This is a genomic window from Calothrix sp. FACHB-168 (assembly GCF_963889195.1).
GTDB classification, from domain to species: Bacteria; Cyanobacteriota; Cyanobacteriia; order Cyanobacteriales; family Nostocaceae; genus Aulosira; species Aulosira anomala_A.
On the sequence record NZ_CAWPNJ010000022.1, the window covers coordinates 68,533 to 94,062 of the forward strand.

General features: G+C 42.7%; 33 protein-coding genes. 28 read left to right on the forward strand and 5 right to left on the reverse strand.

Annotation, left to right across the window (positions count from 1 at the left end):
• Nucleotides 1-157 precede the first annotated feature (157 nt).
• The 5 genes from AACW45_RS14170 to gatB all read left to right on the forward strand — a co-directional run bounded on the left by AACW45_RS14170 (nt 158) and on the right by gatB (nt 4,663).
• Nucleotides 158-841 (forward strand): SOS response-associated peptidase, encoded by a 684-nt coding sequence (locus tag AACW45_RS14170; protein ID WP_190633282.1) that lies wholly within the window; start codon nt 158-160, stop codon nt 839-841.
• Between the two features lie 207 nt (nt 842-1,048).
• Nucleotides 1,049-1,570, forward strand: coding sequence for a photosystem I assembly protein Ycf3 (locus AACW45_RS14175; RefSeq protein WP_190633234.1), 522 nt, complete (start codon nt 1,049-1,051; stop codon nt 1,568-1,570).
• A gap of 104 nt (nt 1,571-1,674) precedes the next feature.
• Nucleotides 1,675-1,965 carry an Asp-tRNA(Asn)/Glu-tRNA(Gln) amidotransferase subunit GatC gene (gatC, locus tag AACW45_RS14180; protein ID WP_190633235.1) on the forward strand — a complete coding sequence of 97 codons (291 nt, stop codon included), beginning with the start codon at nt 1,675-1,677 and terminating at the stop codon, nt 1,963-1,965.
• Between the two features lie 139 nt (nt 1,966-2,104).
• Nucleotides 2,105-3,073 (forward strand): glutathione S-transferase family protein, encoded by a 969-nt coding sequence (locus AACW45_RS14185; RefSeq protein ID WP_190633236.1) that lies wholly within the window; start codon nt 2,105-2,107, stop codon nt 3,071-3,073.
• Between the two features lie 114 nt (nt 3,074-3,187).
• Nucleotides 3,188-4,663: an Asp-tRNA(Asn)/Glu-tRNA(Gln) amidotransferase subunit GatB gene (gene gatB / locus AACW45_RS14190; RefSeq protein ID WP_190633237.1), complete on the forward strand. Its 1,476-nt coding sequence runs from the start codon at nt 3,188-3,190 to the stop codon at nt 4,661-4,663.
• 755 nt (nt 4,664-5,418) lie between these two features.
• Here gatB and AACW45_RS14195 read toward each other — a convergent pair.
• From AACW45_RS14195 to AACW45_RS14210, 4 genes are all read right to left on the reverse strand, one after another.
• Nucleotides 5,419-6,291 carry an MBL fold metallo-hydrolase gene (locus tag AACW45_RS14195; protein ID WP_190633238.1) on the reverse strand — a complete coding sequence of 291 codons (873 nt, stop codon included), beginning with the start codon at nt 6,289-6,291 and terminating at the stop codon, nt 5,419-5,421.
• A gap of 223 nt (nt 6,292-6,514) precedes the next feature.
• On the reverse strand, nt 6,515-7,165 hold the full coding sequence (locus AACW45_RS14200) for a sigma-70 family RNA polymerase sigma factor (RefSeq protein ID WP_190633239.1): 651 nt from the start codon (nt 7,163-7,165) through the stop codon (nt 6,515-6,517).
• A 227-nt stretch (nt 7,166-7,392) separates the two neighbouring features.
• Nucleotides 7,393-8,769: a DUF2330 domain-containing protein gene (locus AACW45_RS14205; protein ID WP_190633240.1), complete on the reverse strand. Its 1,377-nt coding sequence runs from the start codon at nt 8,767-8,769 to the stop codon at nt 7,393-7,395.
• A gap of 25 nt (nt 8,770-8,794) precedes the next feature.
• Complete coding sequence (locus AACW45_RS14210; RefSeq protein WP_190633241.1) at nt 8,795-9,625, reverse strand: RnfABCDGE type electron transport complex subunit D; 831 nt, start codon at nt 9,623-9,625, stop codon at nt 8,795-8,797.
• A 198-nt stretch (nt 9,626-9,823) separates the two neighbouring features.
• Between AACW45_RS14210 and AACW45_RS14215 the strand changes: the two genes are divergently transcribed.
• The 3 genes from AACW45_RS14215 (at nt 9,824) to AACW45_RS14225 (ending at nt 12,660) form a co-directional block, all read left to right on the forward strand.
• Nucleotides 9,824-10,309, forward strand: coding sequence for a GNAT family N-acetyltransferase (locus tag AACW45_RS14215; RefSeq protein WP_190633242.1), 486 nt, complete (start codon nt 9,824-9,826; stop codon nt 10,307-10,309).
• Between the two features lie 416 nt (nt 10,310-10,725).
• A complete protein-coding gene (locus AACW45_RS14220; RefSeq protein WP_313933779.1) occupies nt 10,726-11,565 on the forward strand; it encodes a WecB/TagA/CpsF family glycosyltransferase in 840 nt (279 codons plus the stop codon).
• Nucleotides 11,566-11,790: 225 nt separating this feature from the next.
• Complete coding sequence (locus tag AACW45_RS14225; protein ID WP_190633243.1) at nt 11,791-12,660, forward strand: polysaccharide deacetylase family protein; 870 nt, start codon at nt 11,791-11,793, stop codon at nt 12,658-12,660.
• Nucleotides 12,661-12,748: 88 nt separating this feature from the next.
• On the opposite strand, the gene AACW45_RS14230 is transcribed toward AACW45_RS14225, so the two are convergent.
• Nucleotides 12,749-13,237 carry an NAD(P)H-quinone oxidoreductase subunit N gene (locus AACW45_RS14230; RefSeq protein ID WP_190633244.1) on the reverse strand — a complete coding sequence of 163 codons (489 nt, stop codon included), beginning with the start codon at nt 13,235-13,237 and terminating at the stop codon, nt 12,749-12,751.
• A 1,001-nt stretch (nt 13,238-14,238) separates the two neighbouring features.
• On the opposite strand from AACW45_RS14230, the gene rplC reads away from it, so the two are divergent.
• From rplC to AACW45_RS14330, 20 genes are all read left to right on the forward strand, one after another.
• Complete coding sequence (rplC, locus tag AACW45_RS14235; RefSeq protein ID WP_190539926.1) at nt 14,239-14,874, forward strand: 50S ribosomal protein L3; 636 nt, start codon at nt 14,239-14,241, stop codon at nt 14,872-14,874.
• Nucleotides 14,875-14,976: 102 nt separating this feature from the next.
• A complete protein-coding gene (rplD, locus tag AACW45_RS14240; RefSeq protein ID WP_190633284.1) occupies nt 14,977-15,609 on the forward strand; it encodes a 50S ribosomal protein L4 in 633 nt (210 codons plus the stop codon).
• The gene (locus AACW45_RS14245) at nt 15,602-15,916 is read left to right on the forward strand and encodes a 50S ribosomal protein L23 (RefSeq protein ID WP_096643297.1); all 315 of its coding nucleotides are present in this window, start codon (nt 15,602-15,604) and stop codon (nt 15,914-15,916) included. Before rplD ends, AACW45_RS14245 begins: the two co-directional genes overlap by 8 nt.
• 7 nt (nt 15,917-15,923) lie before the next feature.
• Entirely contained in the window at nt 15,924-16,787 is an 864-nt protein-coding gene (gene rplB, locus AACW45_RS14250; protein ID WP_096643298.1) for a 50S ribosomal protein L2, read from the forward strand.
• A gap of 144 nt (nt 16,788-16,931) precedes the next feature.
• The gene (gene rpsS / locus AACW45_RS14255; RefSeq protein ID WP_017651197.1) at nt 16,932-17,210 is read left to right on the forward strand and encodes a 30S ribosomal protein S19; all 279 of its coding nucleotides are present in this window, start codon (nt 16,932-16,934) and stop codon (nt 17,208-17,210) included.
• A 77-nt stretch (nt 17,211-17,287) separates the two neighbouring features.
• Entirely contained in the window at nt 17,288-17,647 is a 360-nt protein-coding gene (gene rplV / locus AACW45_RS14260; protein WP_096643300.1) for a 50S ribosomal protein L22, read from the forward strand.
• A 51-nt stretch (nt 17,648-17,698) separates the two neighbouring features.
• The gene (gene rpsC, locus AACW45_RS14265) at nt 17,699-18,463 is read left to right on the forward strand and encodes a 30S ribosomal protein S3 (protein WP_096643301.1); all 765 of its coding nucleotides are present in this window, start codon (nt 17,699-17,701) and stop codon (nt 18,461-18,463) included.
• Nucleotides 18,464-18,549: 86 nt separating this feature from the next.
• The gene (rplP, locus tag AACW45_RS14270; protein ID WP_096643302.1) at nt 18,550-18,984 is read left to right on the forward strand and encodes a 50S ribosomal protein L16; all 435 of its coding nucleotides are present in this window, start codon (nt 18,550-18,552) and stop codon (nt 18,982-18,984) included.
• Nucleotides 18,985-18,987: 3 nt separating this feature from the next.
• Nucleotides 18,988-19,215 carry a 50S ribosomal protein L29 gene (rpmC, locus tag AACW45_RS14275; RefSeq protein ID WP_096643303.1) on the forward strand — a complete coding sequence of 76 codons (228 nt, stop codon included), beginning with the start codon at nt 18,988-18,990 and terminating at the stop codon, nt 19,213-19,215.
• A 6-nt stretch (nt 19,216-19,221) separates the two neighbouring features.
• Nucleotides 19,222-19,473, forward strand: a complete 252-nt coding sequence (gene rpsQ / locus AACW45_RS14280; RefSeq protein ID WP_096643304.1) for a 30S ribosomal protein S17 — start codon at nt 19,222-19,224, stop codon at nt 19,471-19,473.
• A 41-nt stretch (nt 19,474-19,514) separates the two neighbouring features.
• Nucleotides 19,515-19,883, forward strand: coding sequence for a 50S ribosomal protein L14 (gene rplN / locus AACW45_RS14285; RefSeq protein WP_015129713.1), 369 nt, complete (start codon nt 19,515-19,517; stop codon nt 19,881-19,883).
• The gene (rplX, locus tag AACW45_RS14290) at nt 19,883-20,233 is read left to right on the forward strand and encodes a 50S ribosomal protein L24 (RefSeq protein WP_242045484.1); all 351 of its coding nucleotides are present in this window, start codon (nt 19,883-19,885) and stop codon (nt 20,231-20,233) included. Before rplN ends, rplX begins: the two co-directional genes overlap by 1 nt.
• A 114-nt stretch (nt 20,234-20,347) precedes the next feature.
• Nucleotides 20,348-20,896, forward strand: coding sequence for a 50S ribosomal protein L5 (rplE, locus tag AACW45_RS14295; protein ID WP_096643306.1), 549 nt, complete (start codon nt 20,348-20,350; stop codon nt 20,894-20,896).
• A gap of 20 nt (nt 20,897-20,916) precedes the next feature.
• Nucleotides 20,917-21,318 carry a 30S ribosomal protein S8 gene (rpsH, locus tag AACW45_RS14300; protein ID WP_096643307.1) on the forward strand — a complete coding sequence of 134 codons (402 nt, stop codon included), beginning with the start codon at nt 20,917-20,919 and terminating at the stop codon, nt 21,316-21,318.
• A 116-nt stretch (nt 21,319-21,434) separates the two neighbouring features.
• A complete protein-coding gene (gene rplF, locus AACW45_RS14305; protein WP_096643308.1) occupies nt 21,435-21,983 on the forward strand; it encodes a 50S ribosomal protein L6 in 549 nt (182 codons plus the stop codon).
• 2 nt (nt 21,984-21,985) lie between these two features.
• Complete coding sequence (rplR, locus tag AACW45_RS14310) at nt 21,986-22,348, forward strand: 50S ribosomal protein L18 (protein ID WP_190539936.1); 363 nt, start codon at nt 21,986-21,988, stop codon at nt 22,346-22,348.
• A gap of 155 nt (nt 22,349-22,503) precedes the next feature.
• Nucleotides 22,504-23,031 (forward strand): 30S ribosomal protein S5, encoded by a 528-nt coding sequence (gene rpsE / locus AACW45_RS14315; RefSeq protein WP_096643310.1) that lies wholly within the window; start codon nt 22,504-22,506, stop codon nt 23,029-23,031.
• Between the two features lie 48 nt (nt 23,032-23,079).
• Nucleotides 23,080-23,526: a 50S ribosomal protein L15 gene (rplO, locus tag AACW45_RS14320; protein WP_096643311.1), complete on the forward strand. Its 447-nt coding sequence runs from the start codon at nt 23,080-23,082 to the stop codon at nt 23,524-23,526.
• Between the two features lie 71 nt (nt 23,527-23,597).
• The gene (gene secY / locus AACW45_RS14325) at nt 23,598-24,911 is read left to right on the forward strand and encodes a preprotein translocase subunit SecY (protein WP_190539938.1); all 1,314 of its coding nucleotides are present in this window, start codon (nt 23,598-23,600) and stop codon (nt 24,909-24,911) included.
• Nucleotides 24,911-25,465, forward strand: coding sequence for an adenylate kinase (locus AACW45_RS14330; protein WP_190633246.1), 555 nt, complete (start codon nt 24,911-24,913; stop codon nt 25,463-25,465). The genes secY and AACW45_RS14330 overlap by 1 nt, the downstream gene beginning before the upstream one ends.
• The last annotated feature ends 65 nt before the right edge of the window (nt 25,466-25,530 follow it).

Genomic DNA, 25,530 nt, shown 5'->3' on the forward strand with positions numbered 1-25,530 from the left:
CAATATCTTACCAAATGATTTTCAAAAAACCGGATATTTTCTGATTTATATTCAGTATCTGACTGTGAAGTAGAATTATCTGAAGAAATAAAAAAAATATTAATTATTTATCATTATTTTAGATGTGTGATTTTAATCTGTGGTCACAAATAAAAATATGTGTGGAAGATTTACCTTAAACCAGACAGCAGCCACCCTAGCTCAAGCTTTTGAACTAGAAGCAGTACCCGACTTGACGGCGCAATATAACGTTGCACCTACGCAAATGGTGGCGACAGTAGTACAAAAATCTGAGAGTGACAAGCGACAATTTCAGCAGTTACGTTGGGGGTTAATCCCCTCATGGGCGAAAGACCCAGGAATAGGAGCAAAATTGATTAATGCTAGAGCTGAAACTGTGGCAGAAAAACCTTCTTTTCGTTCAGCTTTTAAGCACAGACGCTGCTTAGTTTTGGCTGATGGCTTTTATGAATGGCATCAAAAACAGGGTAAAAAGCAACCTTTTTATTTTCGCTTGCAAAATGGTCAACCATTTGCTTTTGCTGGTTTGTGGGAGAAATGGCAATCTCCTGAAGGTGAGGAAATAAACTCTTGTACAATTTTGACTACAGCCGCTAACGAAGTGCTACAACAAATCCATGACCGAATGCCAGTAATTTTGGCACAGGAAGATTACAATCTGTGGTTAGATCCCCAACAGCAAAAGCCGGAAGTCTTACAGCCGCTATTGCGTCCCTATCCAGCCGCAGCTATGAGCAGCTATCCAGTTAGCACTTTGGTCAATAAACCCCAGCATAATACCCCAGAGTGCATTCTGCCAATCAGTGAGAACAATCCCTGACAAATCAGTAAAATTAGGTATTAAGTGTAGCGATATAGCGATCGCTAATTTACCAAATTAATACAATTTGCGGCTCTCCCCTTTCATCCGTTTGACTAAAGAGGGACAATAAGGAAGTTCCGCCTATACCCACAAAATAACCACGGCTAAACAAACTCCCCTTTGAACATCTTTTAAGCCAATAGCTGCAACCCCACAGAAGCAAATATGCCAAGAACCCAGAAAAACGATAATTTTATTGACAAATCTTTTACAGTCATGGCAGATATCATTCTCAAGATTCTGCCAACCAACAGAAAAGCTAAGGAAGCCTTTGTTTATTACCGAGATGGCATGTCAGCCCAGGCAGAAGGCGAATATGCTGAAGCTTTAGAATATTACGAAGAAGCCCTGACATTAGAGGAAGATCCTAACGATCGCGGTTATATCCTCTACAATATGGGATTAATCTATGCCAGCAACGGGGATCATGACAAAGCTTTAGAACTTTACCACCAAGCAATAGAATTAAACCCCCGTTTACCCCAAGCCTTAAACAACGTCGCCGTGATTTATCACTACAAAGGCGAAAAACTTAAAGAAACTGGGGATCATGACGGTGGTGAAGCTATGTTTGACCAAGCCGCCGATTACTGGATTAGAGCAATTCGCATGGCTCCCAACAACTATATTGAAGCCCAAAACTGGTTAAAAACCACTGGCAGAATGCAAATTGACGTATTCTTTTAGTCAATAGTCCAAAGTCAATAGTCAATAGTCCAAAGTCAACTAACTATTGACCATTGACCATTGACTAATGACAATTGACCAATGACCAATGACTCTTATTCACAATGATTGACCGCGAACTAGTCCATAAAGTAGCCCTTCTTGCTAGGTTAGAACTAACACCAGAAGAAGAAGAGCAATTTACCACTCAACTAGGCAGTATTCTCGATTACATCGAACAGTTAAATGAACTAGATGTAAGTGATGTACCGCCCACAACCAGGGCGATAGATGTCAGCAATGTTACCCGCGAAGATGAATTAAAACCCTATCCTGACCGCGAAGCCATCCTCCAAGGTGCGCCGGAACAGGAAGGAGACTTTTTCAAAGTACCAAAAATTCTCAATGCGGAATAGTCAATAGTCCACAGTCAATAGTCAATAGTCAATAGTCAATAGTCCAATAATAAATGACAACTGACAACTGACAACTGACAACTGACAACTGACAATTGTACAGACGCGATTCATCGCGTCTCTAACCAAGGAGATAATTATGGGTTTGGGAATCCTCAAAGATGGAAAGTGGATATCGGAACGGGATCAAGAAGATTCTCAAGGTAGATTTATTCGTCCCTCCACCACTTTCCGCCATAAGATTACAGCTGATGGCTCTAGTGGATTTAAAGCTGAACCTGGACGCTATCATCTGTATATTTCCTGGGCTTGTCCTTGGGCTTGTCGAACTGCAATTATGCGTCAGTTAAAAGGGCTGACTGATGTAATTGGTTTATCTGTAGTTGGGGCGGTAATCGATGAAAATAGTTGGGAATTTACCAATGAACTCGGCGCAATTCCCGATACAGTTAACGGGACTCAATATCTATGGCAAATTTATCTCAAGGCTGAACCTAACTATAGCGGACGGGTAACTGTACCCGTTTTATGGGATATTCAACAACAGACAATTGTTAATAATGAATCTCGCGAAATCATTCGCATGTTGGATACAGAATTTAATGATTTTGCGAAAACAAATGTTAATTTCTATCCCACTGAATTACAGCAACTAATTGACGAGACGATTGACGCAATTTATAAACCAATTAATAACGGTGTGTATCGCGCAGGATTTGCTACTAGTCAATCAGCTTATGATGAAGCTGTTACAGAATTATTTGCTGCGCTGGATAGTTGGGAACAAGTTTTAGATCGACAACGCTATCTCTGCGGTAATCAAATTACCGAAGCAGATTGGTGTATGTTTACTACCTTATTTCGCTTCGATCCCGTTTATTACGTCCATTTCAAATGCAACATCCGGCGAATTGTTGATTATCCTAATCTGTGGAATTATCTCAAAGAACTTTACCAAGTACCGGGAGTTAAAGAAACTTGTAATTTAGACCATATCAAACGGCATTATTACCGCAGTCATCCCAAGGTAAACCCCACTAGGATTGTACCAAAAGGGCCGTTGATTGATTTTGATGCGCCTCATAATCGCGATCGCATACCTGTATAGTCGGCAATCCCTATCTCACAAACTCAGCAATCAACACTATTTAAGACTTCAACGCAACTTCTAGGGCAGTTACAATAGTACCCTTAAGAAGGATTATGCCCGATTTTTGATTTTATGACTTCTGCTACAACTGTAAAAACCGAGTACGAAGCGATTATTGGTCTAGAAACCCATTGTCAGCTGAGTACAAATACCAAGATTTTTTCTACCAGTTCGACAGCATTCGGTGGTGACCCCAATACTAACATCGATCCAGTATGTATGGGTTTACCTGGAGTATTACCAGTTCTCAACCAAAAAGTACTCGAATATGCCGTAAAAGCAGGTTTGGCACTCAATTGTCAAATCGCTAAATATAGCAAATTTGACCGTAAACAGTATTTTTATCCTGACTTACCCAAAAATTACCAAATATCACAATATGACTTACCAATCGCCGAACATGGTTGGTTAGAAATTGAATTGGTAGATGCTGATGGCAATCCTGTTCGCAAACGCATTGGGATTACCCGATTGCACATGGAAGAAGATGCAGGTAAATTAGTCCACGCAGGTAGCGAAAGGCTTTCCGGCTCTAGTTATTCTCTAGTAGATTACAATCGCGCAGGTGTACCATTAGTTGAAATCGTTTCCGAACCAGATCTGCGTTCTGGACAAGAAGCTGCTGCTTATGCCCAAGAATTGCGGCGCATTGTACGCTATCTTGGCGTTAGTGATGGCAACATGCAAGAAGGATCTTTACGTTGCGATGTCAACATCTCTATTCGTCCTGTAGGACAAAAAGAATTTGGCACAAAAGTAGAAATTAAAAACATGAACTCATTCAACGCCATCCAAAAGGCGATTGAATATGAGATTGAACGCCAAATCGCAGCCACAGAAGCAGGCGATCGCATTATTCAAGAAACTCGGCTGTGGGAAGAAGGTTCGCAACGTACAATTAGTATGCGGACAAAAGAAGGTTCTAGCGATTATCGCTATTTCCCCGAACCAGATTTAGCACCAATTGAAGTTTCCCCAGCACAATTAGAAAACTGGCGCAGCGAACTTCCCGAACTCCCCGCCCAAAAACGCCATCGTTACGAAAGTGAATTAGGGCTTTCTGCCTACGATACCGGAGTTTTGACAGAAGATAAGCCTGTTGCTAACTATTTTGAAGCCGCGATCGCATCTGGCGCAAGTCCTAAAGCTGCTGCTAACTGGATTACCCAAGATATTGCAGCCTACCTCAACAAGCAAAAACTCACCATCAGCGAAATTGGTTTAACTCCCCAAAATTTAGCTGATGTGATTTTGCGGATTGAACAAGGTAAAATCAGTAACGCCCAAGCCAAACAAAAGTTACCAGACTTGCTTAAAGGCGTATCTCCTGAAAAAGCTTTCGCCGGACAAGAACTCATCAGCGATCCTGCTATTTTAGAACCAATCGTAGATGAAGTCATCGCCGCCAATCCCAAAGAACTCGAAAAATATCGCAACGGTAACACCAACCTCAAAGGCTTCTTTGTTGGACAAGTCCTCAAAAAAACCGAAAAACGCGCCGATCCCAAGCTCACAAATGAATTGGTAGAAAAGAAACTCAATTCTTAACCCCAATTCAATCAATGATTTTTCCCTCATCCCCTGTTTAACCACCAGGGGATTTTTACCCCTTAACAATAAAAATTGTACAGACGCGATTCATCGCGTCTCTGATTAATGCAAAGATGGGTTATACCCCTCAATCCCAAAGTGCTATACTCTGTTAATTGAATACAGCATGATAGTCTGGAAAGCTGTTTAAATGGCTCCTCTTTTTCTAAACTCCAGCAACTTAGACAAAAATATCTCAAAATTTTTAATAGGGGGTCTTGCCCCTCACTGCAAACGTGCTATAATCTGATATATAGATGCACCCTGATGATCTGGAGAGCTGCCCAAGTAGCTCTCTCTTTTTTAAAGCTTCCATAAAACTTCATCATATCTTTGCACAAAAATAGCTGATCGATGGGTATTGACCCTCATGCTTAAAATGCTATGATATGCTACGTAGATGCACCCTGATGACCTGGAGAGCTGCTTAAGTAGCTCTCTTTTTTTATTGGCGATACAACAGCAAAAAAAGATTAATCATTTTTTTATATTTTTTAACTAAGGGGTCTTGCCCCTCATAGCAAATGTGTTATAATCTGATATATAGATGCACCCTGATGATCTGGAGAGCTGCCCAAGTGGCTCTCCTTTTTCAATTTTTATCCACAACTGAATATTTTCTAGTCAAGACTTGAGTAGTTAATTTGTCACCGAGCTTTGTTCTAGATGAACTAAGGGCAGTTTTATTCATCAATGCATACTGACTAAAATCTCTAAACAGCTTTCATCCATTCAATACAATTTTTCATTTCTTGGTGCATGGTATCAACATCAGCATGAAATCTTCGACCATGACCGGGTAGTACCCACTCAAATGAGTAATCAGCTAACTTACTCATGGATTTAATCTGTTCCGACCAAGAATACCAACAGAAATCGCGGAACGCAACCAATTGTTGTAAGTTATTTGACCAAGCGAGATGATCGCCAGTAAAGAGAAACTTATTTTGATAAAGTAAAACAGTGTGCCCTTGGGAATGACCGGGAACTGGGATAATTAATACATCTGCAGTTAAAGCAAATGGTTCCCCACCAGTCAGTTGGATTTCCACATTGCGAGTACCCGCAGTAATATCATCAGTATGAAGAATGCGCTGACAATGAAAATGTTCGGCAAACTTTTGATGATCTGCAATATCATCTCTGTGGGTGAGATACATATAAGCAATTCCCCCCATCTCTTCTAAACGCTTGACTAAAGGCGCTGAAAAACTGGGAGAATCTACTAAAATATTCCCTGCTGGATGTTGAATAAAATAGCTAGCAGCAGCAAAAGATTTTTCCGAGTGATAGCCACAATGGTAAACATTTTCTGCTATTAATATTGGCAGAGTTTCTTGCGCAATTTTGATATCTTCTGGTTTTTCAACTGTACCAATAGAATTAGTAGGACAAGATAAAAGTGCTTGTAGTGCTGCTAATCTTTCAGTAGAATTTGTTGGTTGATGATAAACTGCTGACTGTTCGTCAATACTACGAAATACTTCCGGAGCCATCCAGCGACAGGTATCACAATCTATACAAGTATTATCTACATAAAAATCGCCGTGAACATTTTCTGAGCGACGTAGTTTTAAATTCGCCATATTAAAATCCTTTCCGCCTAGCTAATTGCTGAGAACGAGCAACCTATATCACCACGCTAGCAAAACTCAACGCAGATTATAGAAGTCCTAAGAGATAAATTGATTGCTCAAATAGAGACATATTCTGATACAGCTAGCAGCAAAGGATCGTCTTTTGCTAATGATACAAAATTAGGTATTTTATAGAGAAATAAGAATAAGCGATCGCTTACCTTTAATTAACTCATAAATAACCTTCAACTTCAGCAAATTTACGTAATCTTGGCAAACATTGGCGTTGATAAAAGCTGCTTAAAGTCGGGATAGGTAAGCCAAATTGCTCAGATAATTCCTTCCAGCTAGCTTCTGGGGGTAGGCGTTTCAAAATTAATATTTGACAATTCACATCGGGACGGCCTTTCACACAAGTAGCCCGTAAATCTCCCGTAGTATCCGCTTTTACCCATATTCTGACATTTTCTAAAATTGGCGGTGCTTCAGGGGTAGCAGCGAGGTTTTCGACAGGATCAATTATCTCACTGCGATCGCCTGAACCAGACTGAAGTACTTTTAAAGGAACCTTAATAATTTGTTCTCGTTGTTGGTTGATATAAAAGTCTTGTAATCGGCGTTTTAAATATGCATTCAACCAAGTTACAACACTTCCATAGTTAGGATCGTAAGCTTGCCCTGTGTTAGCTTCACAAATATTACGACAAAAATATAACCAAGTTTGTTGGAGAGCGTCTTGATAATAAGAAGTAGTTTCCTTCCAGAGTTTGTTTGCAGTCAGGCGAATGATTTGTGTAAGCAACTTTTGACGCTGTAAACTTCCAGGTGGATTTTTACAGGCTTGGGTAACTAAGTGGCGTAGCTCTTCATCCAATTTAAGCATACTAATCTGGGTTTAAAAAGCAAGAATAGCACAGTATGGCGTATAACAATGTACTAAAGAATTACCCTTTGTCGTGATATTAATTCTGATGGTTCATTGGGAAAATAAGAATTTTGATTGATAGTCAGAGGAAAGACGTAGAGAGTTTGTTAAATAAACTGTCCCCACGTCTTGCAAAAGCGTTGAAATTATGGAATCTCCAGCCCAATTACTTAACTGTTATATATCTATAAACCCAACCAAGAAAAGAATTGTTTCCACCAAGAATTTGTAATTTCGCCTACAGTTAACTTCATCTTGCGGCGAATATCTTGAATATTCCAGTTGGTTAGCTTGGCTAAAGTTTGCGCTTCTTGTTCAAAGCGTTTAGGTAAAGACTGTTTATATTCTCTTCCAGCAGGACATTTGACCTCACCTAAAAACGGATGTTGTAAAATATAACGTCCCTGGAAAGATTCGCGATTAGAAGTTTCTTGGAACATTGGATCTTCAGGAAACTTGTTGCGCGTATAGCGAATATGTAAGCGACTGATGAAAACACCACTGTTATAAACTGGAGGACGGACACTGCGACGGGATGCGGGAAAGTCATCACTAGAATCCCCATCTAGCCAAAATACACCAGCTTGCTTTAATTCTTCTGGCGATAAAGGTTCAGCAGAACAAGGATCGCAACTGCTCATATCCCAGGCATATTCCAAGAAAGCAACTTTGCGGTCTTCTTTATTGTAGGCTGTTTGGAACATAGACTTATAGAATTCGCCAAATTCCTCTTTGACATACAGGGGAATATTGGCATCAGAAGGGATTTTTACTGTCCGGTAATTGGTAGTTTCCGCTTGTCCTTTGGGCGATAGGATATAAACAATCACATCCTGTTCGCTAGCAGCATTAACCATACCTAAGCGGATGGGTAACATGAACTTTGGCGATTTATAGGAAATTTGTATTGGGCGCAAAAACTGATAACCAGAGTCTTCAAATTTATCAAGATTGACTTTTGCAACAAAGAATTTCATCGCCGAACGGATATATGGCTTGAGTAAATCTTTTGCACCTTGAGGAATTTTGTAACCGTTTTGACGCAGCCAGGTTTCCAATCCACCCGATTCTTTAGCGCTAAGAATCACAATGTCATATTCGCCAACGTTGAAACGCGCCTCGACAGTAACACCCAAATTGTCAGCACTTGCTCTGCTAGCTCCGCCTTCACTTCTGGCTGCTGGTGCAGGTACCGCTTGCATTCTTTCCTCATCAAGTCGAGCGCAGGGATCTGAATCGAAATATTCTACTAAGCGGGGTGCGCTAAAAGCGTCAAGACGTTCAATAATCTTGGGTTCAGCAACGCGAACTTGCTCTTTTTTCAAAACAGTTGGTACGGGAACAACGATCGCAAAATCTTTGACTTCCCCTTGAAAATCATTCGCCATTGTCAGCACAGTGCGATCGCCATCTCGCGCAATTACTACTTGAGAAGCTTTGTTATATAATTTGGCATCAGCTTTAGACACATAAAATCCGCAAAATGCCCATGCTGTCGGCGCAAAACACAGCACAGCTACCAACGCCATCACTATGGGGATGAAGAATCTTAAAGGTTTCATTTATTTCTCGATTTTGTTCAAAAAATTAGGGACTAGGGACAGGAGAATTTTCAGGACTAATGTTATCTTCTTTACTTAGCCAAGAATATTCTGGTGCGGAGAAAAAAGCATCGAATAGCAGCGTTAATGGCGCTAGGATAAATAATGCCCAAAAAACTGCGCTGGAAATAAAGAAGTAATTGCGCAGTATAAAAGTGAATAGAGCAATGCAGACTGCCCACAGTATACGCCCAATTCTGGCATTAGGAATTGACCGAGGATCGGTGACCATAAATAGGGCAAATAACAGCAAAGATCCACTCATCAACCGATGCAGATAAACATCCCAAGTCCAGCCCAGCCAGACATTACGCATCGCCTCTAGCATGGCGTAGGAACCCAAAAAAGCGGCTGTAGTATCCCAACGACCAACTCGTTGCAAAATCATCCCCCCAGTCCCCACAAATAACAGCCCATACCACCAGTCCTCACCCCACTGTCCGGGAGAAACCCAAGCGTCAGAGGTGAGTAATAAAGCGGTAATAATGCCAAAATTCGCCGGATTGAAGAAATGTTTATTTCCGACTTGAAAGAGAAACTTACTTGCGATCGCACTTGCTGCGGCTAAAGCCATTGTTGTCCAATGATCCGCCCGCAACAGTAAGCTGAGTCCTAAGGAGGTAATTAGGGCGCTACGAAGATTCAGCTTGTGTTCTTGGCTAATTAGCGATGACAAAATCCATTGAGTTAATAGACAAGTTGCGATCGCAACTGCAATTAACTCTGGACGCAGCGTCCAATCCCTAGTCCCAATTCCCAAAACAAGGAACAACGACAAAAACAGAATTTGATAATCTCGGATATCATTTAACACCATTACCCGTCTACTCCGGGATTCCTCGCAGATTTTTCATCAATCTAGACGGTGAAATGGGTAAATAATGCCGTTGTTACAGTTTTTGTTACAAACTCAATTTCTCAGCATCGGAAATCAGGCGAGAACTTTATACAAATTAATCTTGCGTATCCATTCGCTACAATTCAAACATCATCTTCCATCCCAACCCTGAAGCTTATGCAAATTCGCAATGCGACACCAGCCGATGTCCCCAAAGTTTTACCTATGGTTGCAAAGATTTGTGCTTTGCATGATGCTTGGGACTCAGCCAAATACGGATTTTTGCCCAATCCAGAACAGCGTTATCAAAACTGGTTAGGACGATTAGCAAATAGCGAGCGTAGTGTATTTTTAGTAACTGAAGATGCAGAGAACTTAGTAGCGTTTTTAGTAGCGACAGTTGAACGCGAAATCCCAATTTATCGGTTACAAGAATACGCTTTTATCCACGATCTATGGGTTGAGCCAGAATACCGCCAAAAAGGAGTAGCAAAACAGATGGTGATGCAAGCTGTGGAACGCTTTGAGCAAATGGGGGTGAAACAAATTAGATTAGACACCGCAGCCATCAACGAAGCCGCACGTAAATTATTTGCATCTTGTGGTTTTCGCATCAGCACTATAGAAATGCTGATAGAGATTGATGTCATATCTGAGACATAAGTTAGGACTTGCTGATAGTCAATAAGCCATTGAAATATCCTTATATATCCAAGAATAATTCTCTTGAAGTAGAAAAATTCATGTAATCTTTATATTACTACTCACATTGTTAATGTGTAGAAGCATTGCCATATCTACATTTAGGATATTTTTTCTTTATGTAAGGAAAGTAATAATTATAAATTATTAGTAAATTTTTTTAAAAAGAGTTGTTTTTATGGAAATGTTATCTAATTATACCTAAGTAAGGCAATAGACAAAGTATCTACCAGCTAGTAAATCAGAGTTCAGCCATCGTCATCTGTGCTGATACAGTCCATAATTTTTATCTCAACAATTTCAAATACTCCAATAGTTAATCTCGGTGCTTAATTCAAGTCTCACCCCTTAATAAGCTTGCTTATTATCAAGGGTGAGTGCAAAAAGTAACACCAAAAAATCTGGGAATAAGGATGACAATGATACAGGAAAACGTTGCACTTAAACAGCACTACATCCTGGGCATGAAAGTCAATGTTATCAACTATAAAGATGCAACTAGACAAGTCATTAAATTTGCTAAAGCTAGGAAGTCAAGCTATGTCTTCTTAGCAAATGTACATATGGTCATGGAAGCATATGACTCTGCTGAATTCCGGCAAATTGTAAATGCAGCAGATATAGTGACTCCCGATGGTAAACCATTAAGCTGGAGTTTACAAGCATTGGGAGCTACCAACCAGCAGCAGGTTTGTGGCAGAGAACTGACTCTTCAAATCTTGAAAGCTGCAGCATTAAGCAGAATATCGGTGGGTTTCTATGGGAGCAGTAAAAATGTTCTCAGCGCTTTAGTCACAAAAATGAAACAGAATTACCCAGATATAAATATCGCTTATGCTTACTCACCGCCTTTTCGTTCTCTAACCCCACAAGAGAAAGATGATGTCATTCGAGAGATTAAATCAACTGGAGTACAAATTCTTTTTGTAGGATTAGGATGTCCTAAACAAGAACGCTGGATAGCTCAACATAAAAATCAAATTCCTGCCGTCATGTTAGGAATAGGAGGAGCATTCGATATGCTTGCTGGTACTAAACCTCAAGTACCATGTTGGATGCAAAACATAGGATTAGAGTGGCTCTTTCGATTGTGTTTAGAACCTCGTCGCCTATGGTATAGAAATTTTAGGCATAGCCCTAGATTTATAGTTATGTTTGCGCGTCAAATTCTCAAATTAATACTGATACTTGCATTATTACCTGCCCCAGCTTTTTAGGTAAATGAGTGCGAATTTCTCCTTGATTTACGCCATCTGGAACAATATTTTTTAGATAAAAATCACTATTTTAGCTGATGAATAATAGGAAAATTACCAAATCTAATCTCAGCTAAAAAGAATTAAAACATACCTCGATACCTCTGATTATTATTTAATACAAAATAATAAGAGAATTTAGGCAAATTTTATGATATTGGTGTAAACATGATACCATTTTTACAAATGGCAAAAGTAAGTCAACGACAGCAACATGCCTTCACAGTAGATGTTGAAGACTGGTATCACGGTACAACTGACGAAGACATGAAAGTCTGTGCAGAACGTCGTCTGCATTATGGTTTAGGTACTTTATTAGAACTCTTGGCAGAATTTGAAGTTAAAGGAACTTTTTTTTGGCTAGGTCAAGCAGCATTAGATAACCCACATCTTGTTAAGCAAGTAGCTGAAGCTGGTCACGAAATTGGCTGTCATGGCTTATTACACGAGTTTATATACAATATGTCACCTCAAAAGTTTAGAAGTGATACTCAACGTGCCCAGAACATACTTGCTGACTTGACAGGTAAGTCAGTTGTTGCATATCGTGCGCCATATTTCTCAATCGTACGTAAATCTTTGTGGGCGCTAGATATCCTGGCTGAATTGGGATTTCGATATGACTCCAGTATTTTTCCTGTAAAAAATTGGCGCTACGGAATACCAGATTTTGAGCCACAACTACAACAGATTGACACATCCACTGGTTCAATTTATGAAATACCGCTTTCGGTTCGGCAGGTTATAGGACAAAATATACCCATCAGTGGCGGGGCTTATTTTCGCCTTTATCCCTATATACTAACAAAAAATAACTTTCTGGCGGCAGAACGTGAAGGAAAGAATGTCGTCTTTTACACTCATCCTTGGGAACTAGATCCCGATCATCCACCGCTATCACTACATTGGAAAGAACGTCTTACACACAACATTAATCTCCACTCAACAAAGACGAAACTGCGGCGATTGCTACAAGATTTTTGCTTTACATCTTTGGGCAAGCTTTTAGAAAATCAAGTCTTGAAAGAAGATAAAATGTCTGAATTAGTGGTTTAGTAAAATTTTTTTGAGTTTTGCAACAAAAAATTGGGCGATCGCCAGCTAATCTAATTGTTTGCAGATGCGATCGCCCAATTGCGGTTAATTACACAGCCTGATAACTACCAGAGTAAGTATCTTTGAGAGGTGTCCAACGAAAAGCGCGATCGCCACCTCGTTCAATTACTACCTTGACTTTTGGTTCTAATCGTGGTAGTGCTGTTAAGTAATCAATTTCCTGATTGGAAAGAATATGCCCCTCAATAATCCACAACACCAGTCCTTTGGACTTTGGTGGTAACTGTTCTAAGTGGGAACCGACTAGAGGTGGCAAATAGTATACATTACCTACTGCCGCACCACTACCAGTACTTTTTTTACCCAAATGAGGTGGTCTGACTCCATGAACTCCGGTGAGATAGGCAGCCAAATCCCCTAGCCCCTTAGCACTAATGTGGAGAGTTTCGTAGCCGATTGCACGCAGTCGGCGGCGATACCGACCTTCATAACCCCCTTCTGGAGGTACATAAACACCAAGAGAACCAACTTTTTCTAGTTCGCGAATAAAAGCGTTGCCAGTGGTAAGTAGTGCCATAGATATTTCGTTCTATCTCACTTTAGATATCTCTATTATTTATCGTGAACCGTTCAATTAGGCTCAACAATTAATTTATGATCTAGATTAGGATTACTTGCTGTCAATTCATCCGGCAATATCGCTTCATCACCAACTTGCTTTCTCTAGACAGCACCGGAATGAGAGACAAAGGGAAAAGATAATTATTACCTATTCTCGTCTTCCCCATGCCCAATGCCCCATGCCCAATGCCCCATGCCCCATGCCCCATGCCCAAAAACTTTATAGACAAATCTAAATAAATCATATATATTGTTAGATTGTGACCAAATACGCAAATTAGGCTGCCCTCTTATTGGCATTCTGAGCTAGTGTAAGCATCAAGGGTTAATGACTTGATAGCAAATTTGCAAAAAGCTAGCGTAGAGCGATCGGAGACTGGTAAACTAAAAAAGCTTTCGGGTCAAATATAGAACTTATGGCTGGAAAATTCAAGCCAACCCTAAGTTCCAGGCTACATTCACTCCTGTAGTCCTGAAAAAGTAGGCAAAACCTTGAACAATAGTTTAAGGTATTTTAGTCGGAGTAGAAACTAAGCAGTAGTGTTGGTTTGGTCGCATTACATCAGCCTTAGTTAAAGGATACTGAGTGGCAAGAAGCTGCTTAAGTCCCACTACAGCACGGCTGTCGCTAAATGTCGGCCAGCCCGGTTTTAGCGCCTGCCTCCAGAAAGTGCCTAAGCAATTGCTTGGATAAAAGCATTGCTGCACAAAGTGCAAAGCCCTCAAGCCTTGCCTTAATTCCAGAAGTTAACCCTTCTGATAAAGAAGGTGCTTATGGCTGTTCTGGTGAACTGGTGAGTGAAAGTAAACGGATTCACCAAACAGTAAGGACATAGTTTTTTGTGTCCCGGAAAACTTGGAGCCTCCAACACGGCTCTAAATTTATCGGTGGACAAAAAGCCTGTCTTTTAGAGTCCGATGCCAAGGTTAGCAAGTAGATAAGGAGAACCAGTTACTGTGTCTGTAGGTATTCTCGGCACCAAGCTGGGCATGACCCAAATATTTGACGAAGCAGGAGTAGCAATTCCTGTTACTGTCGTCCAAGCGGGCCCATGCACTGTTACCCAAGTAAAAACCAAACAAACTGATGGTTATTCGTCCATTCAAGTTGGTTTTGGTGAAGTTAAACCCAAAGCGCTAAACAAACCTTTGTTAGGGCACTTAGCAAAATCATCTGCCCCAGCGTTGCGCCATTTGAACGAGTATCGCACAGATACTGCCAGCGATTATGCTTTAGGTCAAGAAATTAAAGCAGATATTTTTAGTGCAGGTCAAATTGTAGATGTAATCGGTACAAGTATCGGTCGCGGTTTTGCAGGCAACCAAAAGCGCAACAACTTTGGTCGCGGGCCCATGTCACATGGTTCCAAAAACCATAGAGCACCCGGTTCCATTGGTGCAGGTACCACCCCAGGTCGTGTTTATCCCGGTAAACGGATGGCAGGACGTTTAGGTGGTAGTCGCGTCACAATCCGCAAATTGACTGTAGTACGAGTGGATGCAGAGCGCAATTTACTGCTAATCAAGGGAGCTATTCCTGGTAAACCAGGTGCGCTGGTAAATATCGTACCTGCCAAGAAAGTTGGTAAGTAGTCAAGAGTCATTAGTTGTTAGTCATTAGTCATTAGTCATTGGCTAAGGACAAGTGACAAGGACAAATGACAAAGGACAAATGACAAAGGACAAGTGACAAAGATGGTTGAGACTATAGTTAAAAATTGGCAAGGAGAACAAGTCGGAGAGACTTCGTTTGAGTTGCGGGTTGCCAAAGAAGAAACAGCAGCCCATATTGTCCACAGAGCCTTGGTGAGACAACAAACCAACGCTCGTCAAGGAAACGCTAGTACAAAAACCCGCTCTGAAGTTAGAGGTGGTGGCCGCAAACCTTGGCGGCAAAAAGGTACAGGTCGTGCCCGTGCAGGGTCTATTCGTTCACCCCTGTGGCGTGGTGGTGGTGTAATCTTTGGCCCCAAACCCAGAGATTATGATTTAAAAATGAACCGCAAAGAGCGGCGTTTAGCACTGCGCACAGCATTTGTGAGCCGTGTGGACGATTTGATTGTTGTAGAAGAATTTAGCGAACAGCTATCCCGCCCCAAAACGAAAGAATTAGTCGCAGCACTAGCGCGTTGGGGAGCTGCACCAGAAAATAAGACACTGTTAATTTTGTCTGACATTGCGGAAAACGTGAATTTATCCGCCCGCAACGTCGAAAATTTAAAGCTAATTCCAGCAGACCAGTTAAACGTTTTCGATTTACTGCACGCAGACAAAATAGTCGTTACAGCATCAGCCCTTGCAAAAATTCAGGAGGTCTACAGTGCCTAACTTCGACCCCCGCAACCTAGCTGACTTAATTCGTCGCCCCATTGTTACAGAAAAGGCGACCATCCTCATGGAGTTAAACAAATATACATTTGAAGTAACTCCCAAGGCTACCAAACCAGAAATTAAAGCTGCCATCGAAGACTTATTTCAGGTCAAGGTTGTCAAAGTCAATACTTGTAACCCACCAAGAAAAAAGAAGCGCGTGGGTAAATTTATTGGTTACAAGCCCCAATACAAGAAAGCGGTTGTTACTATCGCAGCTGGGGATGTAGAGAAGGTTAGACAAGTTCTATTCCCAGAGGTCTAAAACAAAGATGGGTACTCGTTCTTATCGCCCCTATACCCCTAGTACTCGCCAAGTTACAATCTCTGACTTTGCGGAAATCACCAAAACCGAGCCAGAAAAATCCCTGACTAAGTACGTACATCGTGCTAAAGGACGGAACAACCAAGGCCGGATTACCAGCCGTCGTCGGGGTGGCGGACACAAAAGACTGTATCGGATTATCGATTTTAAAAGAGATAAAAGAAATATTGTCGCTACAGTTACAGCAATTGAATACGATCCCAACCGCAACGCGCGGATTGCCTTGGTGCAATATGAAGATGGCGAAAAGCGGTACATTCTTCATCCCAACGGCTTAAAAGTTGGTACCAAAATTATTGCTGGGCCAGAATCTCCTATTGAAGATGGAAATGCTTTACCCCTAGCGAATATTCCCTTGGGTACCAGTGTACATAATGTGGAAATGACACCTGGTAAAGGTGGTCAAATTGTGCGTGCTGCTGGTGCGACAGCGCAAGTAGTCGCCAAAGAAGGTAATTACGTTACCCTCAAGCTACCTTCTGGTGAAGTACGCTTAATTCGCCGCGAATGCTACGCCACCATTGGACAAGTAGGTAACACCGACGCCAGAAACTTAAGTGCAGGTAAAGCTGGACGCAATCGCTGGAAAGGACGCCGTCCCAAAGTTAGAGGTAGCGTCATGAACCCAGTAGACCATCCCCACGGCGGTGGTGAAGGTAGAGCGCCGATTGGGAGATCTGGGCCTGTTACTCCTTGGGGTAAACCTACTTTGGGTGCCAAAACACGCAAACCTAAGAAAGCTAGCAGTAAATTCATTGTGCGCCGTCGCCGTAAATCTTCTAAACGCGGTCGCGGTGGTCGTGAATCCTAGAATTTTAGATTTTAGATTTTGGATTTTCGATTGGGTTTAACTAATGAGCATTCAAAACTTTTAAAGCTTAATTAAAATACCTAGTCATCCAAAATCCGAAATTCACGCATCCAAAATCCGAAATCCTAAAAGCAAAATAGCACTATGGGTCGTTCTCTAAAAAAAGGTCCTTTCGTAGCCGATCACTTACTCAGCAAAATTGAAAAGCTGAACGCCAAAAACGAAAAACAAGTTATTAAAACTTGGTCGAGAGCATCGACAATTTTACCCCTGATGGTTGGTCACACCATCGCTGTTCACAACGGTCGCCAACACGTTCCCGTGTTTGTCAGCGAGCAAATGGTAGGACACAAACTGGGAGAATTTGCCCCTACACGTACCTACAGGGGTCATGGCAAAAGTGATAAAAAATCAGGGAGATAGTCAAAAGTCCAAAGTCCATAGTTCAAAGTAAAAACTATTGACTATTGACTATTGACTATTGACAAAAGGAAAAAAATATGGCTACTGATACTACTGAAGTCAAAGCGATCGCTCGTTTTATCCGCATTTCTCCCTTTAAAGTGCGTCGTGTACTCGATCAAATTCGGGGCAAATCGTACCGAGAAGCGCTGATTATCCTGGAATTTATGCCCTATCGCGCCTGCGATCCTATTTTAAAGGTTCTCAGAAGCGCTGCCGCTAATGCCGAGCATAATGCTGGTTTAGATCGCGCCCAGCTAATCATTACCCAGGCATACGCCGACCAAGGCCCAGTACTCAAACGATTCCAACCCAGAGCGCAGGGTCGAGCTTACCAAATTCGCAAGCCAACGTGTCATATCACCGTAGCTGTAGGCGCTGGCGCTGCTGCGGAATAATTCATAGACACGAAACATTGCGTAAAGTAAGAAATTTTAGAGGAAGCATTTGTGGGACAAAAAATTCATCCAGTTGGTTTTCGGCTGGGTATTACACAAGAACACCAATCTCGCTGGTTTGCCGTTCCTGACAAATATCCAGAACTGCTCCAAGAAGACCACAAACTCCGTCAGTATATAGAACAAAAACTGGGCAGACTGGCGCAAAACAACGCCGGGATCTCAGAAGTCCGAATTGAGCGTAAAGCCGACCAAATCGACTTAGAAGTCCGCACAGCTAGACCTGGTGTAGTTGTCGGTCGTGGTGGTCAAGGTATCGAATCCTTACGTACCGGACTCCAAGAACTGTTGGGTAGCAATCGCCAAATTCGCATCAACGTAGTTGAAGTTCAACGAGTCGATGCTGATGCTTACTTGATTGCTGAATATATCGCTCAACAATTGGAACGCCGCGTATCTTTCCGTCGCGTAGTCCGCCAAGCTATTCAACGTGCCCAACGTGCTGGTGTGCAAGGTATTAAAGTCCAAGTTAGCGGTCGGTTAAACGGCGCAGAAATCGCCCGTACAGAATGGACTCGTGAAGGTAGAGTACCCTTACACACCTTAAGAGCTGACATTGATTACTCTTACTGCACAGCCAAAACCGTTTACGGTATTTTAGGCATCAAAGTGTGGGTATTTAAGGGCGAAATCATCCCCGGACAAGAAGAAACCCAAGCAGCACCCACCGCTACCCGCGAACGGGAACGCGAACCTCGCCGCCGTCAACAACAACGCCGTCGCCAACAATTTGAAGACCGCTCAAATGAAGGGTAAATCGTCATTAGTCATTAGTCCTTAGTCCTTGGTAATGACAAATGACAAATGACAAATGACAAATGACAAATGACAAGTGACAAACCATGTTAAGTCCTAGAAGAACTAAATTCCGCAAACAACAACGCGGACGGATGGAGGGTCTAGCCCACCGTGGTAGTACCCTGAACTTTGGCGATTTTGCACTCCAAGCTCAAGAACCCGCTTGGATTACCTCAAGGCAAATCGAGGCTTCCCGTCGAGCCATGACTCGTTACATTCGCCGGGGTGGACAAATTTGGATTCGGATTTTCCCTGATAAACCCGTAACCATGCGCCCAGCAGAAACCCGGATGGGTTCTGGTAAAGGTAACCCAGAATTTTGGGTAGCTGTAGTTAAGCCAGGGCGGATTTTGTTTGAAATCGCTGGTGTTTCTGAAGAAATCGCCCGCGAAGCCATGCGTTTGGCTGCATACAAGCTGCCAATCAAAACCAAATTTATTGTCCGCCCCCAAATACAGGAAATACAGGAGCAGGAGTAGGTTATGCCTCTTCCCAAAGTCTCAGAAGCTAGAGAATTAACTGACGAGAAACTGGCTGAGGAAATTGTTGCTGTTAAAAGACAACTATTTCAATTGCGCTTGCAAAAAGCGACCAGACAATTAGACAAGCCCCATCAGTTTAAACATGCCCGACATCGCCTAGCACAACTGCTAACGGTAGAAGGAGAACGGAAACGGGCAGCAAGTCAACAGTCTCAAGAACAAAAGTAGGAGATTATGGCAGTCAAAGAACGAGTTGGCTTGGTAGTGAGCGATAAAATGCAAAAAACGGTAGTAGTAGCCGTAGAAAACCGCGCTCCTCACCCCAAGTACGGCAAAATTGTAGTTCAGACCCGGCGCTATAAAGCTCACGATGAAGAGAATCAGTGCAAAGTGGGCGATCGCGTTCGCATTCAGGAAACTAGACCCCTGAGCAAAACCAAGCGCTGGCAAGTCACAGAAATTCTCAACGCTAAAGCTACAACTTAATAGTTGTTATCAAATTAACAACTTAACAAGGGAGACAAATTGTGATTCAACCCCAGACTTACCTGAATGTCGCAGATAATAGCGGTGCCCGAAAGCTAATGTGCATCCGCGTATTAGGCGCTGGCAACCGTCGTTATGGCGGCGTGGGTGATAAAATTATTGCCGTTGTCAAAGATGCTCAACCCAACATGGCTGTGAAAAAGTCAGATGTGGTCGAGGCAGTAATTGTCCGCACTCGCAAAAGTATCAATAGAGATAGCGGTATGAGCATTCGCTTTGATGATAACGCCGCAGTAATCATCAACAAAGATGGTAACCCCAGAGGCACACGGGTATTTGGCCCGGTAGCACGGGAACTGCGTGATAAAAACTTCACCAAAATTGTTTCGTTGGCTCCGGAGGTGCTGTAATGGTAAAACAGCCACAACCCAAGGTGTTTCATAAAATGCACGTCAAAACTGGCGACACTGTACAAGTGATTGCTGGTAAAGACAAAGGAAAAGTTGGTGAAGTGATCAAGGCACTACCTCAACTGAGTAAAGTTATTGTCAAAGGCGTCAATATTAAAACTAAGCATGTAAAGCCTCAGCAAGAGGGTGAATCAGGAAGAATAGTTACCCAAGAATACCCGATTCATAGCTCTAACGTGATGCTTTACTCGACTAAGCAAAATGTCGCCAGTCGCGTATGCTACACCTTCACTGCTGAAGGTAAAAAAGTGCGGAAGCTCAAGAAAACTGGCGAGATTTTAGATAAATAATCATCCGCCAAGGGACGATTTTAGATGAGATTTTAAATTCAATCTTAAATCCAAAATCTAAAATCTAAACTTCGAGGTTCCCTGACCAAGCCCAGGGATAAACAGGAAAAAACTATGGCGACAACAAGACTAAAAACCTTATACCAAGAGACAATCGTTCCCAAACTGACCAATCAGTTTCAGTATACTAACGTTCATCAAGTACCAAAGTTGGTGAAAGTTACTGTAAACCGAGGTTTAGGGGAAGCGGCTCAAAATGCTAAAGCATTAGAAGCGTCTCTCAACGAAATTGCGGTGATTACTGGTCAAAAACCAGTAGTAACCAGAGCGAAAAAAGCGATCGCAGGCTTCAAAATTCGTCAAGGTATGCCTGTTGGCATCATGGTCACCTTGAGAGGCGAAAGAATGTATGCCTTCCTTGATAGACTGATTAGCTTGTCCCTACCTAGAATTAGAGATTTTCGCGGCGTTAGCCCCAAAAGCTTTGATGGTCGCGGTAACTACACACTAGGTGTAAGAGAACAGCTAATTTTTCCAGAAATCGAGTACGACAGCATCGATCAAATCCGTGGTCTAGATATTTCCATCATCACCACAGCGAAAAACGACGAAGAAGGTCGCGCCCTACTGAAAGAATTGGGTATGCCTTTTCGCGATCAATAAGTTCATCTAAAGAGGGAACGATGGCGGCTAACGACACAATTGCAGATATGCTGACGCGCATCCGCAATGCCAATTTGGCGAGGCATCAAACTACACTAGTGCCTGCGACAAAAATCACCCGTAGTATTGCGAAAGTACTACGAGATGAAGGCTTTATTGCTGAATTTGAAGAATCAGGAGAAGGCGTAAAACGTAACTTGGTGATTTCCCTGAAATATAAGGGTAAAAATCGTCAACCACTAATTACTGCCCTCAAGCGCGTAAGTAAGCCTGGTTTGCGGGTTTATTCTAATCGCAAAGATTTACCCAGAGTACTCGGTGGTATCGGCATCGCCGTTATTTCAACATCCAGTGGAATCATGACCGACCGCGAAGCGCGGCGTCAGAACTTGGGTGGCGAAGTACTGTGCTATGTCTGGTAATTAATCGTCAATAGTCAATAGTCAATAGTCAATAGTCAATGGTCAATCTTCATTGACAACTGGCAACTGACAACTGACAACTGACAACTGACAACTGACAAAGGACAAATAAAGTCATGTCTCGTATTGGTAAACGTCCAATTACTATTCCCGCCAAAGTGCAAGTGGCGATTGATGGCACAAAAGTTGTCGTCAAAGGGCCTAAAGGAGAACTTTCTCGTGATTTACCTACTCAAGTGATAGTCTCTCAAGAAGGCGAAACATTACTGGTGACCCGTCGGGATGATTCTCGTACCGCCAGACAAATGCACGGTTTGAGCCGTACCTTAGTAGCCAACATGGTTGAGGGCGTGTCTCAAGGTTTTCAACGCCGTTTAGAAATCCAAGGTGTTGGTTACCGGGCACAAGTGCAGGGTCGTAACCTAGTTTTAAACATGGGTTACAGCCATCAGGTACAAATTGAACCACCCGAAGGCATTCAGTTTGCTGTGGAAGGTACAACTAACGTCATAGTCAGTGGCTATGACAAAGAAATCGTAGGCAACACAGCAGCGAAAATTCGTGCGGTTCGGAAACCAGAACCTTATAAAGGCAAGGGTATTCGCTACGCCGGTGAAGTGGTCAGACGGAAAGCTGGTAAGACTGGTAAGAGTGGTAAGAAGTAAACATGAAACTTACTCGTAGAGAATCAAAAACACGTCGCCATAGACGTATCCGTGGTAAAGTTCAAGGCTCTCCAGAACGTCCACGCCTAGCTGTATTTCGCTCCAACGAGCATATTTACGCTCAAGTAATTGATGATACTCAGCATCATACTTTGGTTTCAGCTTCAACTGTAGAACCAGGGTTGAAATCGAGTTTAGCCTCAGGTGCTAACCGTGACGCATCAGTGCAAGTTGGCAAATTAATCGCAGCGCGATCGCTAGAAAAAGGCATCACCAAAGTCGTTTTTGATCGCGGTGGTAACCTCTACCACGGTCGCATCCAAGCACTAGCTGATGCCGCTCGTGAAGCTGGTTTAGATTTCTAAAGTCATTTGTCATCAGTCATGAGTCATTTGTTCAAAAACAACTGACCCTTCGGGTTCGTAAGTTGTTCATGGGGGAAACCCCCAAGACCACACTGACTCACAACTGACAACTGACAACTGACAACTGACAATTGACTAACAGAGAGCATTTAATTATGGCAACTGGTCGTCGTAAAGCAAACCGCGCAAAAAAAGAAGAAACCAACTGGCAAGAGCGAGTCATTCAAATCCGCCGGGTGAGTAAAGTCGTCAAAGGTGGTAAAAAACTCAGCTTCCGCGCGATCGTCGTCGTCGGTAACGAACGCGGTCAAGTTGGTGTGGGTGTAGGTAAAGCCTCAGATGTCATTGGCGCGGTGAAAAAAGGCGTAGCCGATGGGAAAAAACATCTCATTGACATCCCCATTACTAAGTCTAATTCTATACCCCATCCCATTGACGGTGTAGGTGGTGGAGCTAAGGTGATTATGCGCCCAGCCGCACCCGGTACTGGGGTAATTGCTGGTGGTGCTGTGCGGACTGTATTGGAATTAGCTGGAGTGCGTAACGTCCTAGCGAAACAACTCGGCTCCAACAATCCACTCAACAATGCCAGAGCCGCAGTCAACGCCTTATCTACCCTGCGTACCTTAAATGAAGTCGCTGAAGACCGAGGTGTTCCTATTGAAAATCTCTACATTGTTTAGTAGAGCCAATTTTTCCGAGTATTTGTGTAAAAAATTACTATTTACATCATGAGACTCAACGATGCCAAGCCTCAAAAAGGCTCAAAAAAACGCCGTAAGCGTGTAGGTAGAGGTATTTCCGCAGGACAAGGTGCCAGCGCTGGTTTAGGGATGCGGGGGCAAAAATCCCGTTCTGGTAGCGGTACTCGCCCAGGTTTTGAAGGTGGTCAGCAGCCATTGTACCGCCGCTTACCCAAGTTGAAAGGTTTTCCCCAAGTTAATCGGAAAATTTACACTACGATTAATGTAGATAAGCTAGCTTCTTTGCCTGCCAATACAGAAGTAACCTTGGAATCCTTAAGAGCAGCAGGTATCCTGACTGCGGCAAAAGGCCCATTGAAAATTTTGGGTAACGGGGAACTGAACGTTCCACTCACAGTTAAGGCAGCAGCTTTCACGGGCCAAGCTCGTAGCAAAATTGAGGCAGCTGGAGGAAGTTGCGAAGTGACAGAGTGAAGCCCAATAGCGCACTTAAAATGCTAGCCAACTCGCTTCCAGCGCCTGGTTCACGATAAAGGTAGCACTCTATGATCAGTCGAGACAAAGCCCCAACGGCTCAAGAAACTTTTATGCAGATGGCTCAAGCAGCTGGACTGAGAGGTAGGCTGCTTGTAACTGTCGGTATTTTAATTTTGGTTCGCCTGGGCATCTTTCTGCCTGTACCAGGTATTAATAGAGTTGAGTTTGCCAGACAACTCCAAAACAATAATGCCATATTCGGTTTATTGGATATATTTTCTGGGCGCGGATTTTCGACTTTGGGCGTTTTTGCTTTAGGGATTTTGCCCTTCATTAATGCGTCCATTATTATCCAATTACTCACGGCTGCCATCCCATCTTTAGAAAAGTTACAGAAAGATGAAGGTGAAGCGGGACGGCGGAAAATTTCGCAAATTACTCGCTACGTCACTGTAGGTTGGGCGATTATTCAAAGTACTGCTTTTTCAGCTTTTTTCCTCCAACAGTTTGCCTTACAACCAGGCCCCTTATTTGTAGCAGAAACGGCGATCGCTCTTACCGCCGGTTCCATGTTCGTCATGTGGGCATCGGAACTGATTACTGAAAGAGGTCTTGGTAATGGAGCATCATTGTTGATTTTTGTCAATATTGTGGCATCCCTGCCAAAATCTTTGGGCGATACCATCGATTTGGTGCAAGTTGGCGGTCGGGAAATTGTCGGTCGGGTAATTGTGTTGGTATTGGTTTTCCTAGCGACAATTGTTGGTATTGTATTTGTGCAGGAAGGCATTCGTCGCATCCCGATTATTTCCGCACGGCGTCAAGTAGGGCGGCGAGTTTTGGCTGAACAACGTAGCTACCTACCTCTGCGACTCAACTCTGGTGGTGTAATGCCAATTATTTTTGCTGCTGCTATCCTGAGTTTGCCACTATTAATTGCTAATTTCACGAAAAACCCGGATTTGGCGAGAATTGTTAACACTTACCTCAGTCCCGGTGGTTCTCAGCCTTGGGCTTATGCCTTGGTTTACTTAATTTCTATTGTTTTCTTCAGCTATTTCTATTCTTCGTTGATTGTCAACCCAGTAGATGTAGCCCAGAACTTGAAGAAGATGGGTTCAAGTATTCCCGGAATTCGCCCTGGTAAAGCAACTAGTGAGTACATCGAGCGGGTAATTAATCGACTGACTTTTTTAGGTGCAATCTTTTTGGGCTTTGTGGCAATTATCCCCACTGCTGTGGAAAGTGCTTTAGGAGTACCAACCTTTAAGGGATTAGGAGCTACATCTTTATTAATCCTAGTTGGTGTGGCAATTGACACAGCGAAGCAAGTCCAAACCTACGTAATATCTCAGCGCTATGAAGGAATGGTGAAACAATAGTGACGCGATTAATCTTCTTGGGGCCACCTGGAGCTGGTAAAGGAACACAATCTCAAAAATTGGCTCTTCACTTGCAGATTCCCCATATTTCTACGGGTGACATCTTAAGACAAGCGATGAAAGACCAAACCCCTTTGGGAGTTAAAGCTCAAAGTTATGTTGATAGCGGCGAGTTAGTTCCCGATCAGCTAGTACAGGATTTGGTACAGGAGCGGCTAGAGCAACCTGATGCTCAATCTGGTTGGATTCTCGATGGCTTTCCTCGGAAAGTAACACAGGCAGCTTTTTTAGGAGAACTGCTGGAAACAACTCATCAAGGTGGCGAAAAGGTAGTAAACCTTGATGTCCCCGATGATGTGGTGGTTACTAGGTTACTGGCTAGAGGGAGAAAGGATGATAGCGAAGAAGTGATTCGTCGTCGTCTAGAAGTTTATCGCTCGGAAACTGCACCTTTGATTGATTATTATGGCGATCGCCAAAAGCTACTCACTATTAATGGTAATCAATCCCCAGAAGAAGTCACAAGCGCGCTGCAAAAAGTAATCAAGTCTTAAGCAAGCAGATATATCAGGGGTAGGCGGGAGAAATCCCTAGATGAAATTTCTCCCATATCCCCAAT

Bases quoted from the DNA above. Each gene is read 5' to 3' on its own strand.
- AACW45_RS14170 (WP_190633282.1), top strand. From the start codon at position 158: ATGTGTGGAAGATTTACCTTAAACCAGACAGCAGCCACCCTAGCTCAA.
- AACW45_RS14175 (WP_190633234.1), top strand. From the start codon at position 1,049: ATGCCAAGAACCCAGAAAAACGATAATTTTATTGACAAATCTTTTACA.
- gatC (WP_190633235.1), top strand. From the start codon at position 1,675: ATGATTGACCGCGAACTAGTCCATAAAGTAGCCCTTCTTGCTAGGTTA.
- AACW45_RS14185 (WP_190633236.1), top strand. From the start codon at position 2,105: ATGGGTTTGGGAATCCTCAAAGATGGAAAGTGGATATCGGAACGGGAT.
- gatB (WP_190633237.1), top strand. From the start codon at position 3,188: ATGACTTCTGCTACAACTGTAAAAACCGAGTACGAAGCGATTATTGGT.
- AACW45_RS14195 (WP_190633238.1), bottom strand. From the start codon at position 6,291: ATGGCGAATTTAAAACTACGTCGCTCAGAAAATGTTCACGGCGATTTT.
- AACW45_RS14200 (WP_190633239.1), bottom strand. From the start codon at position 7,165: ATGCTTAAATTGGATGAAGAGCTACGCCACTTAGTTACCCAAGCCTGT.
- AACW45_RS14205 (WP_190633240.1), bottom strand. From the start codon at position 8,769: ATGAAACCTTTAAGATTCTTCATCCCCATAGTGATGGCGTTGGTAGCT.
- AACW45_RS14210 (WP_190633241.1), bottom strand. From the start codon at position 9,625: ATGGTGTTAAATGATATCCGAGATTATCAAATTCTGTTTTTGTCGTTG.
- AACW45_RS14215 (WP_190633242.1), top strand. From the start codon at position 9,824: ATGCAAATTCGCAATGCGACACCAGCCGATGTCCCCAAAGTTTTACCT.
- AACW45_RS14225 (WP_190633243.1), top strand. From the start codon at position 11,791: ATGGCAAAAGTAAGTCAACGACAGCAACATGCCTTCACAGTAGATGTT.
- AACW45_RS14230 (WP_190633244.1), bottom strand. From the start codon at position 13,237: ATGGCACTACTTACCACTGGCAACGCTTTTATTCGCGAACTAGAAAAA.
- rplD (WP_190633284.1), top strand. From the start codon at position 14,977: ATGGTTGAGACTATAGTTAAAAATTGGCAAGGAGAACAAGTCGGAGAG.
- rplB (WP_096643298.1), top strand. From the start codon at position 15,924: ATGGGTACTCGTTCTTATCGCCCCTATACCCCTAGTACTCGCCAAGTT.
- rpsS (WP_017651197.1), top strand. From the start codon at position 16,932: ATGGGTCGTTCTCTAAAAAAAGGTCCTTTCGTAGCCGATCACTTACTC.
- rplV (WP_096643300.1), top strand. From the start codon at position 17,288: ATGGCTACTGATACTACTGAAGTCAAAGCGATCGCTCGTTTTATCCGC.
- rplP (WP_096643302.1), top strand. From the start codon at position 18,550: ATGTTAAGTCCTAGAAGAACTAAATTCCGCAAACAACAACGCGGACGG.
- rpmC (WP_096643303.1), top strand. From the start codon at position 18,988: ATGCCTCTTCCCAAAGTCTCAGAAGCTAGAGAATTAACTGACGAGAAA.
- rpsQ (WP_096643304.1), top strand. From the start codon at position 19,222: ATGGCAGTCAAAGAACGAGTTGGCTTGGTAGTGAGCGATAAAATGCAA.
- rplX (WP_242045484.1), top strand. From the start codon at position 19,883: ATGGTAAAACAGCCACAACCCAAGGTGTTTCATAAAATGCACGTCAAA.
- rplE (WP_096643306.1), top strand. From the start codon at position 20,348: ATGGCGACAACAAGACTAAAAACCTTATACCAAGAGACAATCGTTCCC.
- rpsH (WP_096643307.1), top strand. From the start codon at position 20,917: ATGGCGGCTAACGACACAATTGCAGATATGCTGACGCGCATCCGCAAT.
- rplF (WP_096643308.1), top strand. From the start codon at position 21,435: ATGTCTCGTATTGGTAAACGTCCAATTACTATTCCCGCCAAAGTGCAA.
- rplR (WP_190539936.1), top strand. From the start codon at position 21,986: ATGAAACTTACTCGTAGAGAATCAAAAACACGTCGCCATAGACGTATC.
- rpsE (WP_096643310.1), top strand. From the start codon at position 22,504: ATGGCAACTGGTCGTCGTAAAGCAAACCGCGCAAAAAAAGAAGAAACC.
- rplO (WP_096643311.1), top strand. From the start codon at position 23,080: ATGAGACTCAACGATGCCAAGCCTCAAAAAGGCTCAAAAAAACGCCGT.
- secY (WP_190539938.1), top strand. From the start codon at position 23,598: ATGATCAGTCGAGACAAAGCCCCAACGGCTCAAGAAACTTTTATGCAG.